This is a genomic window from Citrobacter sp. wls615, assembly GCF_005281355.1.
GTDB lineage: Bacteria > Pseudomonadota > Gammaproteobacteria > Enterobacterales > Enterobacteriaceae > Citrobacter > Citrobacter werkmanii.
The window spans coordinates 24,501-41,672 of record NZ_SZXM01000071.1 but is presented as its reverse complement, the minus strand read 5'-3'; the positions used below and the strand labels follow the sequence as shown (position 1 = coordinate 41,672).

General features: G+C 55.2%; 4 protein-coding genes, 1 other RNA gene and 1 pseudogene. All 6 read right to left on the bottom strand.

Annotated features, from left to right (window positions below; translation table 11 throughout):
• Window positions 1-101: pseudogene (locus tag FDX04_RS19610) on the bottom strand (DinI family protein); the annotation flags it as partial.
• Between the two features lie 271 nt (window positions 102-372).
• Window positions 373-736: a transfer-messenger RNA gene (gene ssrA, locus FDX04_RS19605) on the bottom strand.
• Between the two features lie 72 nt (window positions 737-808).
• Window positions 809-1,972 carry an HlyD family efflux transporter periplasmic adaptor subunit gene (locus tag FDX04_RS19600; protein ID WP_137361384.1) on the bottom strand — a complete coding sequence of 388 codons (1,164 nt, stop codon included), beginning with the start codon at window positions 1,970-1,972 and terminating at the stop codon, window positions 809-811.
• A 7-nt stretch (window positions 1,973-1,979) separates the two neighbouring features.
• Window positions 1,980-4,166, bottom strand: coding sequence for a type I secretion system permease/ATPase (locus tag FDX04_RS19595; RefSeq protein ID WP_137371365.1), 2,187 nt, complete (start codon window positions 4,164-4,166; stop codon window positions 1,980-1,982).
• The gene (locus FDX04_RS19590; RefSeq protein WP_137361382.1) at window positions 4,163-5,572 is read right to left on the bottom strand and encodes a TolC family outer membrane protein; all 1,410 of its coding nucleotides are present in this window, start codon (window positions 5,570-5,572) and stop codon (window positions 4,163-4,165) included. The genes FDX04_RS19595 and FDX04_RS19590 overlap by 4 nt, the downstream gene beginning before the upstream one ends.
• A 70-nt stretch (window positions 5,573-5,642) precedes the next feature.
• The gene (locus FDX04_RS19585) at window positions 5,643-17,117 is read right to left on the bottom strand and encodes a BapA/Bap/LapF family large adhesin (RefSeq protein ID WP_137371364.1); all 11,475 of its coding nucleotides are present in this window, start codon (window positions 17,115-17,117) and stop codon (window positions 5,643-5,645) included.
• Window positions 17,118-17,172: the final 55 nt, after the last annotated feature.

The following is a 17,172-nucleotide window of genomic DNA, read 5'->3' as shown; positions in this document are numbered from 1 at the left end:
AAAATCTGGTGCACTCGCTTCGTCAACTCAGCCAGGATGATCTCTCTGGCCCCCGCCAATCCTTCAACATTACGCTTGTCATAAACCAGTTCAACGAACATAAAAGCTCCGGAAAAAACACTGTGATTGTATACAGTATTTTTACTGTAAAAATAAACAGTGTCAAGCCGAGCTGAGCGCGAAGAGGTGATGTATTTTTGTTACCCTTAGTTACAAATAGAAAAACCCCAGACTGTGAAATCTGGGGTTCTTTTAAAGTGCACGTGCATTTCACGTGCATATTTTTGTCTTTTCTCGGTCTGCCTGCTGTCTGGTCAGTATCCGTAAGTGGCTGTTTTTATTGCCGCTGTCCGGTTGCAGTCCTATCAAAAGTGGTGGAGCTGGCGGGAGTTGAACCCGCGTCCGAAATTCCTACATCCTCGGTACTACATGCTTAGTTCGTCTTTACATTCGCCTGGCACCTGCGGACGGACACGCCACTACCAGACTAGCCTGATTAGTTTTAACGCTTCAACCCCAGGCAGGGCATCCACGCGATCTCTTTTGGGTTTGACCTCTCTTTGATCCCCGTCTTAAGAGCGGAAGCTAGGGAGAGAGGGCTCAGAGCAGGTTATTAAGCTGCTAAAGCGTAGTTTTCGTCGTTTGCGACTATTTTTTTGCGGCTTTTTACGAGGCCAACCGCCCCTCGGCATGCACCTTGGGTTTCGCGAATCCCGTCGAATCCAGAATCAGCCCCAATGTGTTAGAGCAAGTATAACAGACTTGTGACACGCGTGACCAGCCCCCGCAACCCCTTATCCTCAAGGATTTACCGCTCGCGCAGCGCTTCTTTAGCCCGATTAAATGGTTTGATTAAATAGTCGGCGATGGTTTTTTCACCTGTTTTTATATCCACTGTGGCAATCATGCCCGGTACGATGGAGAAATGGCGTCCCAGTTTGTTCTCCAGGTAGTCCTGATGGGTACGGATAAACACGCGGTAGTAGAAGATTTCCGGTTTCGCTTTATCCTGGATGGTGTCCGGAGAGATGGTTTCAACAACGCCTTCCAGACCGCCATAAATGGCGTAGTCATAAGCGGTTATCTTGACCAGCGCTCGCTGGCCTGGGTGAATAAATGCGATATCACGTGGCGACAGACGGGTTTCAATGAGTAGATGATCGTCTATTGGCACTATTTCCATCATTTCGCCATTGGGTGGGATAACCCCACCAATGGTGGTGACCTGGATATTTTTCACAATACCGCGCATGGGCGCGCGCACTGTCAGCCGGGTGACGGAATCCTCACGTCCTTTCAAAATAGCTGCCAGCATATCCACTTCGGCGTTGGCTTTAGACAGCGCCTCACGCGCCTGCACGAAGTATTGGGAACGCAGGTCGGTAATTTTTAATCCCAGGTCGCTTTTTTGTCGTTGCAGGCGCAGCACTTCTACATGGCTGGCGGCGCCGCTTTTCTCCAGACGCTGGGTAATGGCCAGCTCTTTGTTAACTGAGACCAGCGCGTCCTGCAGTTCCGCCATAGAATCAGCAAGCTGCGCGCGGCGGCTTTTATACAGACGCGTTTCGGAGGCGACGAGATCAGGCCAGGCGCGCAGTGAATCGGGAAAGGTCAGCGGTAGATCGTTAACTTCAGCATTAAGCCGCGCGCTGGAAGCCAGCGAGGCGCGATAGCGGGCGGCGCTTTCCCCAACGTTGGACTCAGACCGGGTAGGATCGAGGCGTGCCACGATTTGATTGGCCTGCACCTTATCGCCCTCGCGTACCGTCAGCTCGGCGAGGATCCCGCCATCCAGCGACTGCAATACCTGCTCACGTGAGCTGGGGATCACTTTCCCGCTGCCGGTCGACACTTCATCCAGTTTACCGAAATACGCCCAGATACCCAGCACGGCAAACAACAGCGTGCTGAGCAGAATAATGCGGCTGGCCCCGGAAAAACGGTGTTCGCGGCGGATATCGAGATCGTCCATGGCGGCGTCATGCGGATTGGTTTTCATTTTTCCACTCCCGACCGTGAGTCGGTACAGGTGCCCGACTCGCATTCAACGCCTGCGCTTTCGGGGCATCCATCACCAGTTGACCTTCTTTCAACACCACCACGCGCTCAACCAGCTCCAGAACCGGCACGCGATGGGTGGCGACAATCAATGTGCGGTTGCCCAGCCACAGGTTCAGCCGCTGAATAAACTCCCGCTCGGTATGTTCATCCAGTGAAGCACTGGGTTCGTCGAGTAGTACGATATTGGGCGAGCGCAGCAGCATTCTTGCCAGCAAAATCGACTGCCTCTGTCCCCCGGACAGACCGTTGCCGCCCTCCATAATCGGATGCGCCAGCCCTTTGGCGAGTTGTTTAACAAAAGCCGCTGCGCCGCTGACCTCCAGCGCTTCGAATATCTGCGCGTCGCTGGCATGCGGCGCGCCGAGAGTCAGGTTCTCACGCAGGGTGCCGAAAAACAGGCGCGCATTATGGCTGAGAAAACCGATGTTGCGGCGTAAGTCGGCCATATCGATTTGCGCCAGGCTCAGGTTATCGAGTCGGACATCGCCCTGAATAATCTCCACGCCGCCCGCCATGGCCTGCAGCAGCGTTGATTTCCCCGCGCCGTTACGACCGAGGATCGCTATTCGTTCCCCGGGCATGATCTCCAGACGGGAGATACGCAGCGGAACGCGCTGATCGTCGCTGTGGTAGCGAAAGTGCGCGTTTTCAAAAAGATAATGACCGTGAAGAATCTCTTGATGTACCCGATCTTCATCGTATTGCGTTTCGGTGGGGAGCTGCATGATGCTGTCCAACCCCATCTTCGCTGCTTTAACCTGCTGCCAGCGGGCCAGCACGCCGCACAGGTTAGCCATTGGGGCAATCATTCTGGAACCGAGCATGGAGGCGGCCACCACGGCCCCGGTGGTCATCGTGCCTTCAATGACCATCGGCGCGCCGAACATAATAATGGCGGCGTAGACCAGACTCTGTACCGACATGCCCCAGCCAATCAGCCCCTGAGTCAGCTTGCGCGTGCGCAGCCCGGACTCTCCGGTAATGCGGATGTAGCTGTTCCACTGCTGTAAAAAGCGGTTTTCCGCCTGCATCAGCTTGATGTCCTCCAGCCCCTGAACGCTTTCAACCAGTACCGCATTACGCAGGGTGGATTCATGTGCGGCCTGGTTGGCGAGCACCGCCAGCTTCTTCTGTAACAGTAAACCTGGCAGGATCATCAGCAGGGCGGCGACGGGCGCTATCCATGCCAGCGGCGGGGCAATGCAGGCCAGCACCACGATAAACAGAAAGAAAAAAGGCAGATCGACAATAGTCGACATGGTTGAGGAGGTGATCATCTCGCGAACCTGCTCCAGCTCGCGGAGTTGAGAAATAAAGCTCCCCGTCGAGCGAGGTACGGCGCTATTACGCAGCCGCAGGGCATGGCTGAATACCCGATCGGAAATGCGCATATCGGCGCGTTTACCCAGCAGATCCATTATGTGGGTACGTGCTTCGCGCAGCAGAAAGCCAAACAGGACCGCCACCAGAACGCCGGTTGAGAGAACATACAGCGTCGGATATGACTGCGCCGGAATCACCCGATCGTAGACCTGCATCGAAAAGATAATCCCGGAGAGCGACAGAACGTTAATCAGAAAAGCGGCAACCATCACTGGCAGGTAAGGGCGGATATCCTGTAAAACCAGTTCGCGCATCCAGTCGGGTTTAAAGCGAGAAATATAGCGGTCTACCCGACTGTCTTTTAGCGCCGAAAGCGGGCGCAGCGCGGTAATGCTTACGATCTCTGGCACAAGCTCTGCGACCGTCACCCGGTTACGTTGCCCCTCTTCGGCGGTGATAAAAACATCCAGTGCATCGTCACCGTTGAAATGCTCTATCACCATGATTTGGCCGTCGCGCAGTTCCGCTACTACCGGTAAACGCCACTGGCTGAACGCCTGCTTTGTGGTGTCCAGCGCGTGAAATGACAGGCCCGCCTGGCGCGCCAGTTGTGTCAGCGCGAGGGTGCGGTTTTTCCCTGCAAACCACGGGGCGTTGGCCTGGATTGCGCCGGGGGAGCAGGCAACGCGATAGTGGCTGGCAATATACGTCATCGCCTGCGCCCACTGGCTCAGAGCCTGTTCGCCAATGGCCTCTTCAGCATGTGAATCGACGTCGCTCATAGCTGTATCTCCACCGATTGAATGCTGCGGTTATTTAAGGCGAACGCCTGGCGTAGCGATCCGGTATTGTAGAGGCAGTTAAGCTGTAACTGGCGCAGCTGGTTTTGTGTCTGGAGTTCAGCAAAACGCGCCTGATACACCTCCTGCTCGGCGTTAAGCACATCGAGCAACGGGCGAGAGCCAAGATCCAGATACTGCTGTTGATACAGCTCGCGCGTTTGTTCACTCAGTCGCTGCTGGCGTCGCAGAATTTGCAGAGCGGTGGCGAGACTCATCGCCTGGCTGCGGGATTCCAGTAATTTCTGCCGTACCTCAAGCCGGGTTCGTTGAATGGAATACTGGGCTGACTCAACCGCATGACTGGCGGCGTTGCGTCTGGCGGTAAGTCCCCCCCCCTGATACAGCGGCATTTCAACTTTTACCCATGCGGAGTACTGGGTTTTGTCGAGCACCTCATGGCTGGGGTATTTGTCGTTGAGATAGTGCTGAACCGACGGCTCCAGAGAAATAGTTGGCGTCATTTGCGCGTTGGCGTAGTCGAGGTTGGCCTGCGCCACATTTGCCTGCGCCCACGCCGCCAGCACGGCAGGAACCAGCTTATCGTCGGGTTTTACGACATCACAACTGCTGTCCAGTTTGCCGGGGAATTCATTGCTGATGCCGTTGAGCGAGTTCCAGCCGAGAAAACTCATCAGCGTTGCCTTGCTGCTGTCGAGATTGGCCTGGTACTGCGCCAGTTGCGAACGCGCAGACTCTATACGCGCATCGGTTTGCACCACGTCCGATAGCGAGGTTGCGCCTTCATCATTGCGTTGCCGGGTCAATCGGCCAATGCCGTTGAGGGCGGCGAGTTGCTCCTCGGCGGCATCCACCATTTGCTGCCACGTCTGCACCTGGACTATCGCGTTGGCGGTCGCGTGCGCGATGGTATCAATACTGAGTAACACATTAGCCTGCTGCTGCGCGGAACCTGCGGTTTCAGCGCGGACCTGGCTGGCCACTTTGCCGAAGTCATACAGCATTTGTGACACCGAAATAACCAGGGCCGGGCTAAAGCCGTGGTCGGTGTAAGTATTGCTGTAGCCGTTGTTCATTCCGGCAGTTACCTGCGGGTAATATTTCGATTTCGCCACGTCTATCTGCTCATTCTGTGTGAGTAATTTGCCGATAGATTCACGAATGGATGGGTGCCAGCTCACGGCACGACTCACAGCATCGTTCAGCGTCAGAGTTCCGGGGGCGGCGGAGCTTAGCGGCAGATCGGCAACGGAGCCGTCAAGGTTTGGAAGCATCTGGCTGTTTGCCAACCCTTCCGGCGTAATAATTTGCGGTTCATCTTCGGCATTCACCCGCATGGAACACAGCGTTAATGCCAGCAGTAATGCCACGGGCATGACTTTTCCCATATCTCATCCCTTTCAAATACAACCGTTACGGCAGTTGCTCCGGGCGTCGTGGCGCCCGGAGCTTTATGTATTAACCACCCGTGATGAGATGGTTGTTCTGTAGCAGTTCATTCAGCGTGGTGTTGACGTTCTCCAGGGTGATGAGGTTGGTGGATTGATAAGTTCCACCCGTACCATCGCGGTCGATGGCGATCACGGTGTTGGATCCGTTGGTGGTGACTTGCACGTAGTTTCCAAGCGTTGAGGCCTGATGGTTCCATCCGCTCAGCAGTTCGTGGATATCGATCTTGTCGCCCTGGGCCATAGAGAAGTTGGTCCAGCTGTCGCTGTTGTTCCCTCCGGTTGCGTTGTTGGCATTAAGCAGGTGATAGATAAGCGTATCGCCGTAGACCGATCCGGTGATCACATCATGCTGTGAGGAGCTTGCCAGCTGCGGATTCATATTGATGGTCAGCGTGGCGGTGTCCGTATGTCCGTTTTGGTCATTAAGCGTATAGGTGAAGGTCTCTTTGGTGGTCATCGATGCCACGGTCGTACCCGGCTTCAGCGTGTAGGTGTAGGAGCCATCCAGATTCATGGTCAGTGAACCATAATGGCCCTGAACGGTGGCGCTACTGGTACTGCTGGTCGGATTGAGCGTGGCGGTACTGCCGTTATAGCCATTGACGGTAAGCAGGGTATGGACGGTTGACAGCTGATCGTGGGCGCCTGCCGCATCACTACCATCAAAAATATTGCCATTTACCGTGGTGGTGTTGACGTCAAAGGTATTAAGGTGCCAGGTGGTGCCGGTGACATTCGGAGTAATGCTGACGTCGCCCACGGCCAGCCCTCCCATCGTTCCTGTGAAGCTGACGCTGTAATGACCTGCGGTCAGTTCGGCATTCCCCAGCGAGACCGCGATTGAACTGCCTAACAGACTGATGGCGCTGGCAGGTACCGTACCTGAAAGTGTGTATCCGCCAGGGCCGGTTATCGTCCAGCTCACACCGAGCGTACCGACGGTGATTAGCGTGTTGATATCGAAGTTAAGCGTAGCGTTTTTCAGGACGTCATTTGTCGCGATGTCAAACGAACCTGTCGCGGTTGCCTTGCTCCCCAGTGTCGGAATTGTCGCTGTTCCCAGCGCGCCGCTGCCATATGCAGCCGAGTCCTGAACGGTATTTACCGCCATGATGCTGCTGACGTCATCGACGGCATTCAACGCCTGCGGGGTTGGCGTGATATTCAGTGAGGCGGTATCCGTATCACCATTCTGCGCGCGAACGGTATAGACGAAGCTGTCCGGGGATTTGATGCTGTCCGCACCAACGCCGTTTTTCAGGGTATAGGTGTAATTTCCTTTTGCATCAATGGATAACGTACCGTAGAGTCCGTTTATGGTGGTGCTTCCCGATGCCGGGACAGCCACGCCGTTGACTTCAGTGATCACCGCATCTGGCGGCACAATATCGTTAGTTAACACATTGCCGGTGGTATTGGCGGTAGTGCTATCTACGGCATAGGTATGATCCTGCGAGATATTGAGCGTGTAACCGGTGAGGACGCTGATCCCGCTGGCGGTATTCAGTACAAACAGGTATTCACCGCCTGGCAGCGTTACCGTCAACGGCTGTGAATTGCCATTCAGCAGCAGGGTGTTGATCCAGCCTTTTTGCACCCGGTATTGTTCAAACTGCTGGATCGCATCATTGAAGCGGTAGATATAAAGATCGAACGTTGAGGCCAGCGTTACGCCGCCAACGGTCCCTTGAATGGTCATCGTACGGGTTGAGCCATCCTCTACATCAAAGATAATCGGATTGCTCATGTCATCAAGCAGGTTGGCGTTAAGTACGGTACCAACTCCGACGCTTAATACCGTCAGACCGCTTTGTACTGATGGCCCATTGTTGACATAGCTGACGCTGGTATCAAAGACCATGGCAGCATTGTTGTCGGCCGCAATAACGGTGGTGGCCGCCGGGGCTGGCCCCAGGTTGATCACCAGATGTGCCGAGCTGCTGTTGCTACCCTGTGTGATGGTATAGGTGAAGCTCTCTTTTTGACCGTAAACCGCGGCGCTGGTGTCAATTAATGTGTAGGTATAGCTGCCGTCCTGGTTGATGTGCAGGGTGCCGTACTGACCTGTGATATCGACCCCACCCGCGCCAACGACGGTGGTTTTCCCGCTGGCATCAGTGACTGATGTTAGCGATGTTCCGGTTGGCGTAACGTCGTCGGCCATCACGTTGCCAGTATTGACGGTCGGCCCGCTGACAACGCCTGCGCTGGTCTGATGAACGTCTACGTCCAGGCTGGTATATGAACCTGTCGTCAGCAGGCTGGTGTTATACGTCAGCACGCGATACTGCCCGCCGGTCAGGCCGGTCAGATTCAGGGTGACGCCGCTACCAGTTAACGTCAGTAGGTTTGCGAAGTCGCCATTTGCAGTGTTGATGAAGGTGCTCCAGGTGCCGAGAGTGGCATCAAAGCGCTGCACCACAATCTCCTGGGTACTGAGCAATGACAGAACAATGCCTGTCGCTGCCGCATCGATCGTAACATTGCCAGAACCGCCGGCGGCAATGGTGAACTGTACCTGTGCGGTGTCATTACCCAGAACGGAGGCGACATTCCCCAAAGCACCTACCAATAGCAGACCGTAGTCAGAGTAGCTTTGTGAGCTGGTGGTTGCGGTGGTCGTCAACGCGAGACTGGTGACATTATCGTTAGCCGAGAGTGGGAGGATTGGGGCGGTAATGGAGAGCGACCCCGACGTATTGCCCGCCGCATCGGTTGCGGTTATGCCCAGCTTCTGCCCTTCAATTTGTTTGGTCGGCAAGGTCAATGACCAGACGCCGTTGCTTCCTGCCGTCGTGGTGTAGGTACCCGCGCCAGGGATTGTCACCGTCACCGTGCTGTTTGCTTCTGCCAGGCCTGTTAGCGAACCGCCATCCGCACTCAGTATGCCGGTTGGCGTATTGGGAGCCAGTGTATCGACCACCACTGTGGCGGGACCTGATGCGGCTCCTGTGCCGTTCGCGTTGGTTGCGGTCGCGGTAAAGGCGTGCGAGCCCTCGGTCAAATTGCTGTCAGGCGTGAAGGACCAGACGCCGCTGGCGTTTGCCGTTGTGGAGCCAAGCAGCGCCCCGTTGTTGTAAATATTGATGACGGCATTGGCCTGTGCCGTTCCGTTTAGCGTAGGTAAGGCATCGTTGGTTACCTGACCATTAGCGATAATCCCGGTATAAATGCCGAAATCATCTACAACACTGACGATGGTTGGGGCATCGGGTACGCGGGTATCCGGGGCAGTGAACCCGGCAGAAACACCGGTATTACCCGCTTTATCCTGAGCAAATGCCAGCAGCGCCTGGCCGCTGGTTTGTGCCGGGGAAAGCGCCACCACAAAGCTGCCAGCACCATCCGCAGTGGCGATTCCCAGTACGGTTCCTGTACTGGACGTAATGGTCACGGTGCTCCCTGCTTCAGCTGTACCGGTGACGCGGTTTCCGGTGGCATTGATAGTAAGGCCTGTCGGCGCGCCGGGCGCAAGGGTATCCACTACAATCGACGAGCCAGGGGAGGTGGGGCTCACGTTACCCGCCGTATCAGTGGCATTCACCGTATAAGCATGCGTGCCCTGGCCCAACGCTGAGGTGGGAGTCCAGGTCCAGTTTCCGCTGGCGTTCGCCGTTACGGAGGCCACCAGCACGCCGTTGTCAAAGATATTGACCGTGCTGTTGGCTTCCGCTGTGCCGTTGAGCGTGGGGAGGGTATCATTGGTGGACTGACCATTACCCACTGCACCAGTGATGTTAGGCACATCATCAATAATGCTGACAATAACTGGCACGCCTGGCGCGGTGGTATCAACGACTATCACAAAACTGTTGGTCGCCGGGCTGTTATTACCCGCCGCATCGGTGGCGGTGACGGTTAGCGTGTGCGAGCCTTCGCTGAGCGGGGTTCCCGGCGTGAAGCTCCAGGCGCCACCTGCTCCAGCCGTGGTTGTTCCCAACAAGGTGTTGCCGTCATAAACACTTACCGTACTTCCCACCTCAGCAGTCCCGTTCAGTGTTGGCCGGCTGTCATTACTGATCTGACCGTTATTCAGGTTGCCGAATACACCGCCAGCAACGTCATCCACGACGGTAGTCAGGATTGGCGTAGCGGGGGCCGATGTGTCGACAGTCAGCGTAAAACCGCCTGTTGGTTGGCTGGCGTTGCCTGCGGCATCTGTAGCGACAGCGGTAATGGTATGTGTACCGCTTCCCAACGTGGAGGTGGTGACGCTCCAGGTACCGTTGGCTAATACGGTGGTGGTTCCCAGGACGGTATTATTCTCATACAGGGTGATTGTGGCTCCGGCCTCCGCTGTTCCGCTAAACGTCGGCGTTGGATCGTTGGTGCTTTGTCCGTTAGTAATCGCCCCGGTGCCAGGGGGCATATCATCGGTCACCAGGGTAATAACCGGTAGCAATGGCGCGGTGGTATCCACCACGAATGTGAAGCTGTCCGATGCAGGACTCACATTACCCGCCGCATCGATGGCCGTTACGGTGATGACATGATTTCCCGTGGCCATTGCAGGCGCTGTTGGTTGCGTAGGCGTATAGCTCCAGTTACCGCTGCTGTTAGCGGTTATCTCCGTTAACAAAGAGCCGTTGTCAAAGATACGGATTATGGCGTTGGGTTCGCTGGTACCGCTGAATGTCGGGCGGGCATCATCAGTAATTTGTCCATTGCTGAGATTGCCGGTGAGTGGCCCTTGATCGTCAAAGACGGTGGTTATGACAGGTGCAACGGGGGCGGTGGTATCAATAGTGAATGAGCGAACATCCGATGCTGGCCCGGTATTACCCGCGGTGTCAGTTGCCTTCGCGGTAAGATTCCATGTGCCTGCAGCAAGCGCATTTGTTGGTGTAAAGCTCCAGTTGCCGTTGGCCTGGACAAGGGCTGTGCCCACGAGAGAAGCGCCGTTATAAATAGAGATTGTCGAGCCTGCTTCACCGGTTCCGGTAATTGTCGGCCTTGTCTCGTTGGTGCTTCCACCATTCGGTACGACGCCTATCACGGGGGCCGTATTATCCGCGATGCTGGTAATGACTGGCGCTACAGGTGGAGTGGCGTCAACATTCAGCGTAAATCCACCGGACAGGGCGCTGGTGTTGCCGGCTGGGTCAGTCGCGCTGAGGGTAAAGGTATGGTTACCATTAGTGAGTGGCGTTCCAGGTGTGAAGCTCCACGACCCGGTTCCATCAACAATGGCTGTGCCAATCGGTGTTGTTCCGCCATCCAGCCAGATGTTAATTGTAGCCCCGATTTCTCCGCGACCGTTGAGCGTCGGAGTCGCGTCGTTGGTGAGTTGACCGCTGACCAGATTGCCGGTTAAACCGGGCTGATCGTCTACCACGGAAGTGAGCGTTGGTACGGCGGGGGGCGTCACATCCACGACGATATTCCACCCAGAGGAGGCTGCGCTGGTGTTACCTGCCGGGTCGGTGGCGCTGACGGTCAGGGTGTGGCTGCCTTCCGTTAGCGCGCTGTCAACCGTCCAGGACCAGGCTCCTCCTGCACCTACTACGGTCGTACCAAGGAGTACGCCGTTATCAAAGATATTAATTGTCGCACCGGTTTCGCCCGTACCGTTCAGCACGGGCTGGCGATCGTCGGTTGCCTGGCCTGGTAAAACGGAAACGTTCGGTAGGTTGTTATCGTCAATCACCGATGTAATTGTCGGGACGGTGGGCGCTTGTGCGTCAATGGTCAGGGTGAAATCGCCCGAAATAGCCCCGGTATTACCTGCACTATCCGTTGCGCGGGCGGTGAACACATGCTGGCTGTTACTGAGATTACTTCCCGGCGTGAAGCTCCAGCTACCGTTTTGAGCGACGGTGGTAGTGCCGATCGCATTGCCATTATCAAAGATGGTTATAGTGGCACCTGCTTCGCCGGTACCGTTGAGCGTGGGGCGCGCATCGTTTGTTAGCGCGGCGTTAGCCAGTGAACCGGTGTAGCCGGGAACGTCATCCGTCGCGTTAACAATCACCGGCTGGAGCGGTGCGGTTAAATCTACCGTTACTGCAACGGGGGCGGACAGACCGCCCTTGCCGTTACCGTTGGTGGCCTGAACGGTAAAATTGTAGTTCCCTTCGCCCGGCAGGGTGGGAACCGCAAATGTCCAATTGCCGCTGGTATCAACGATGGCCTGGCCAGCGCTGGTGCCGTTAATAAAGACTTCGACCGTCGACCCCACTTCCGTTGTGCCACGAAGCGTGGGGGTGGTGTCGTCTGTTCTACCGCCAGCAGTGAGAATATTTCCCTGTACGCTACCGACATCGTCGTCAATCGCGGTAATGAACGGCACATCAGGCAGGCCGCTGTCAGAGGCGGGAAAGGTCGCATTGGGGCTTTCGTTACCCGCGCGATCAATTGCTTTCGCCGTGAGTTCACCGCCGTTGGTCTGCGCCGAGCTTAAGGTTACGGTGAATTCGCCGGTGCCGTTGGCGGTAGCAGTTCCGAGCGATTTCCCTGATCCATCACGGATTTCAATGGTGCTCAGAGGATCGGCCATACCAGAGACCCGGGAGCCATCCTCTGTGATCACCTGAATGACAGGGGCTGGCGGCGGTGTAATATCTACGGTGATATTAATGGCCGGCGTTTGAACCGTCGTGTTTCCGGCTCCGTCATCTGCACTGAAGGTCAGCGCGTGAGGATCTGGATCTTCTGAAAGTGCTGGCGTGGTGAAGGTCCATTTTCCATCAATGACGTTTGCGGTCCCTATAACTGTGCCATTGTCATAAATCGTTATTGTGCTGCCCGTCTCTCCGGTGCCGTTGATGGTTAACGTCTGGTCGTTAGTGAAGGAGCCATCGCTCAGAGTGCCAGTGACCGGGTTGACGTTATCAAGGATTTCCGTCACTACCGGTGCCTGCAGAGGAATGGTATCAACGGTAAAGGTAAAGCTGTTCGATGTCCCGCTGGGATTACCGGCGGCGTCTTTTGCGCTGGCGGTCAGGGTATAGGTACCATCGAGCAGGGCGCTGGTAATGGGGAATTCCCAGTTGCCAGAACTGTCGACGGTGGCCACGCCCAGAACGGTAGCGCCATTGAATACAGTAATAATACTGCCAGCTTCACCCGTACCATGAATAACCGGCGTATTGTCATCGGTGGTGGCGTTGTTGTTAAAGTTTGAGTCTGGTACGCCATAATCATCCGTCGCAAATTCAATAGTGGGAGTGGTTGGGGCCGTTGTGTCAATGGTGAGGGTGACGGGATCCGACGGATCGCTGGTATTGCCCGCAATGTCGGTTTCAGTTGTGGTGATGACGTAAGTCGTGTCTGGGTCTAATGGGCTCGGGGTAAAGGTCCAGCTCCCGTTATCACCTACCGTTGTTTGACCAATTTCGCTGCCGTTATTGTAGATAGTGATAGTGCTACCCGGCTCTCCCTTCCCGCTGAAGGTGGGCGTGGTGTCATTGGTTGTGCCACCACTGGCAACGTTTCCGGCAACGGGTAGAACGTTATCGGTGATTAGCGGTACGTCAGGTTTCGCAGGTGGAATGGTATCAATTGTGATCGAGTAGACGCCGGATACCGGGCTGACGTTGCCTGCCGCATCGGTAGCCGTCGCGGTAATGACGTTTAACCCTTCAGATAAATTGGCGGTTGGCTGGTAGGTCCATTTCCCTTGTGCATTGACCTTTACCGTGTCCACCTCAGTGCCATTATTATAGAGCGTGATCGTGGCGCCTGGCTCGCCGGTACCGCTCAGAAGCGGGGTTTCCTGATTCGTTGTGCTGCCATTAGCCAGGACGACATTTTCGGTACCCACAACAATGGTTGCTGACAGTATTTGTGGTGCATTTGGCGCATTTGTATCGACCTGTAGCGTGAAGCTGGTGGATTTCGGGCCTTCATTGCCCGCCGGATCGCTGGCGGTTGCCGTCAGAACATGTGTGCCGTCACCCAGTACCACTGGCGGCGTGAATTGCCAGTTTCCATCCGTGCCAACCTTTGTTTCACCAATCGGCTTGCCATTGTCATAAATGGTGATGGTGTCGCCAGCGGTGCCACTACCGGTTAACTGTGGCTGAGAAGAGTTGGTCGGTTGACTGGTATCGATAGGATTTTTATCAGGATCAAGGATCGCAGAAAATCCCGGGGCGAGAGGTGCCGTGCTGTCAATGGTAATGGTGAACCCTGCGGAGAGAGGTGTCGTGTTTCCATTGTTGTCGCTGGCTGTCACCGTAAATTCATATTTATTATCGGGCAACGTTTGCGGCGGGGTGTAGCTCCATATCCCACTAGTATCGACGGTAATATCTGCAATCAGTTGCCCGTCACGCATCAGATGAACTATTGAGCCGGGTTCGCCGGTTCCGTTGATGGTTGGCGTGTTATCGTTGGTCAGACCGTTATTGGCGATGGAACCGACAATGCCCGGTTTGTCATCCGTTACATGGGTAATGGCAGGCATTTGCGGTGACTGCGTATCAACAATCAGTTCAAACGCGGTCGCCGGGCTGGCGTTGCCTTTGGTATCTGTAGCGACAGCCGTAAGCTGGTGTTTCCCTTCACCGAGGTCGGTCTGAGGGGTGAAGCTCCAGCTACCGTCAGGCTGCATTACGGCCACACCTAGAGATGCCCCGTTATCAAATATCTCTACCGTTGAGCCAGCTTCTGCTGTGCCGCTCAGCGTCGGACGGTTGTCGTTGGTTGTTTGTCCACTGGTGAGTGGCCCGGTATCGTCTGCGACATCATCAAATACCTGCAAAATAATGGGCTTATCGGGGGCGGTAATATCCGGCGCTACCGCCGTTTGCGCCGGGCTTTCATTTTTAGCGCTGTCAGTGGCGGTGACGCTGACGGTTTCGCCATTCGTCTGCGCAGGTGAAAGCGGTACGCTAAAGTTGCCATCGCTTCCTGTTTTTCCCGTACCGATGGTGCTGCCGTCCGGTGCGGTAATGGTTATTGTACTGCCTGGTTCAGCCGTCCCCGTTACGCTGGTGCCTTCCGAGCTCACCTTCACATCTTCTGGTGCGAGTGGTGCGGTCGTATCCGGTGCGAGCACGGTAGACGGTAGACTCTCATTTTGTGCAGCGTCTTTGGCTGTTGCCGTTAACGCTTCGCCATTGGTTTGTGGTGAATTTAGCGGGGCGATGAATTGCCCGCTGCCGTTGGCGATCCCGGTACCCAGTACGTTACCCGCGACGTCTTTGATGATAACCGTAGAACCGGGTTCCGCCTGACCACTAACGGATTCACCGTCGGCGGCGACAGTTAGTCCGGAAGGGGAGGCTGGCGGCGAAATATCCGGTACTTTCAGGCTCTCTACAGGACCCGTATTTGAGGCTCTATCAGTGACCGAAATGGTCAGCGTTTCACCATTGGTTTTTGCGGGATTAATGCCTATTGAGAATGAGCCATCATTACCTGCCTTACCGCTTCCCAAAACATTTCCCTGACTGTCTTTAATCACCACCGTGCAGCCTGCTTCGGTGGAGCCTGTCAGCGTGGTTCCCTGATTAATGACTTCCAAATCTTCCAGCACCGGAGGTTGGGTGTCGATATCAACCGCAAAGCTGATGGACTGTCCGCTGGTGCCGAAGTTATTTGTTGCCGTTGCGGTAAAAAGATGATCACCATCAGGAAGTGGTTGAGAGGGCGTAAAGCTCCACTTCCCATCGTTGTCAGCAATCACCGGCGGGATTGTTGGCATTGGCACGCCATTGTCATTAATTGTGATAACACTTCCCGGTTCAGCAGTGCCGCTGATGGTCGGGCGATTGTCATCTGTAGCATCGCCGTTTTTCAGAGCACCGGTCACGCTCCCAATGTCATCAGACACGGTGATGATGATCGGTTGAGAAGGATATTGAGAGTTTGATGCAGTAAATTGGCCTGCCGGTCCGTCATTACCTACCTCGTCCCGGATACGTGTTTCCAGCGTTTCACCATGCGTTTTCGCTGGATTCAGCGTAATACTGAATAAGCCATCCTGGCCTGCTACAGTTGAACCGAGGAGATTGTTATCGGCATCATAGATGGAGACGGTACTGCCGATTTCAGCATGACCTGTTACGGTGGTGCCATCCACGGAGACTGAGTCAACCACCGCAGCAGGTGGGGGAGTCGTATCAACAATAATCGTTGGGGTTGTCGTTATTTCGCTGACGTTTCCTGCTTTATCCGTCTGTTGGATCGTGAACGTATGTGCGCCGTCGCTTAACGCTGTTGTCGGGGTGAAGCTCCACTGGCCGCTGGCATCAACGACAGTCGTCCCCAGAATGATGTTCCCTTCACGGATGGTAATGGTATTTCCTGCTTCACCTTTACCGGATAGGGTTGGTTTTGCTTCATCAGTGTGTGCGTTATTGATGAGTAGACCAGTAATGTACCCTGTTTTATCCGTTAGGGCTTCAAGTACAGGGGCTTCTGGGGTGTGAGTATCAATGTTGAGCGTGAATTGGGTAGATTCTCCGCTGCTGCCTTTAAGGTTGGTAGCAATGGCTGTAAAGCTGTGTTCACCATCTGCCAGCGGTGTGGCAATAGCAAAGCTCCATTTTCCATTCGATCCCACCACGGCGGTACCTGTCTCTTTACCATCAACATAAATATGGATAGTTGAGCCGGGGGTGCCGGTTCCCTGTAGCGTTGGGGTATTGTCATTGGTAAATTGCTTGTTAGCGACAGTCCCGGTTTCCGGAGCCTGATCGTCTATAGCAGCAGAAATTACCGGTGTGGCAGGCAGAGGAATATCGGGCGCGTTAACGCTCGCGGCGGGGCTGGTATTACCTGCCGCATCGGTTGCGGTAACGGTCAGGTGTTCTCCGCTGAGTTTAGGGGGATTAAGATCGATCGCAAATTTGCCGTCACTGTCTGCTTTACCCTGACCAACAATGTTGCCCTGCGCATCTTTAATGATGACTGTACTGCCCGGTTCTGCCTGCCCGGTCAACGACTTGCCATCAGGGGAGACCACCAGTGCAGTTGGGGATGTTGGTGGAGTGGTATCTCCGCTATTATTACCGCCTGGATTAGTGCCACCATCTGGATTTGTTCCAACGCCAGGATCCGTACTACCACCGGGATTACCATTGCCTGAGCCGTTGTCGTTATTGTGATGTCCTCCACCGCCGCCAGAAGAGGCTATAGCTGCAATCCCACCTGCGGCAACGACCCCGCCGAGAACCCAGGGCCAGACTGCGCCACCGTCATGACTGCCTTCGGCCGTCATCAGCGGCGTGAGATCGTCCAGGTGCTGAAAATGGAAAGCGCCATCCGTATCCTGAACCCACCACAGCGCGCCATTGCTGTCTTCCAGAACCAGCTGGTTTTGCGCATCACCTTTTCCGACGTAAAAATTTTTAATGGTGATGGTTTCACCTGAACGGAGTGTGACAACCAGATCCTGATTAACGCGAGTCAACTGGCTGACCTCCTCACGCGAAACGGACAGTTTCACAATAGAAGGTGAGTTGAGCGTAATTTCAGAGGCTTCAACATTGGTAGAAACACCAGTCAACTTCGATACAACGGCGAGTAGACGCATATGTTCACTCCTGATGGCAGGTCGGGAGTATTAATCCGCAACGGCGTGCCGGGAA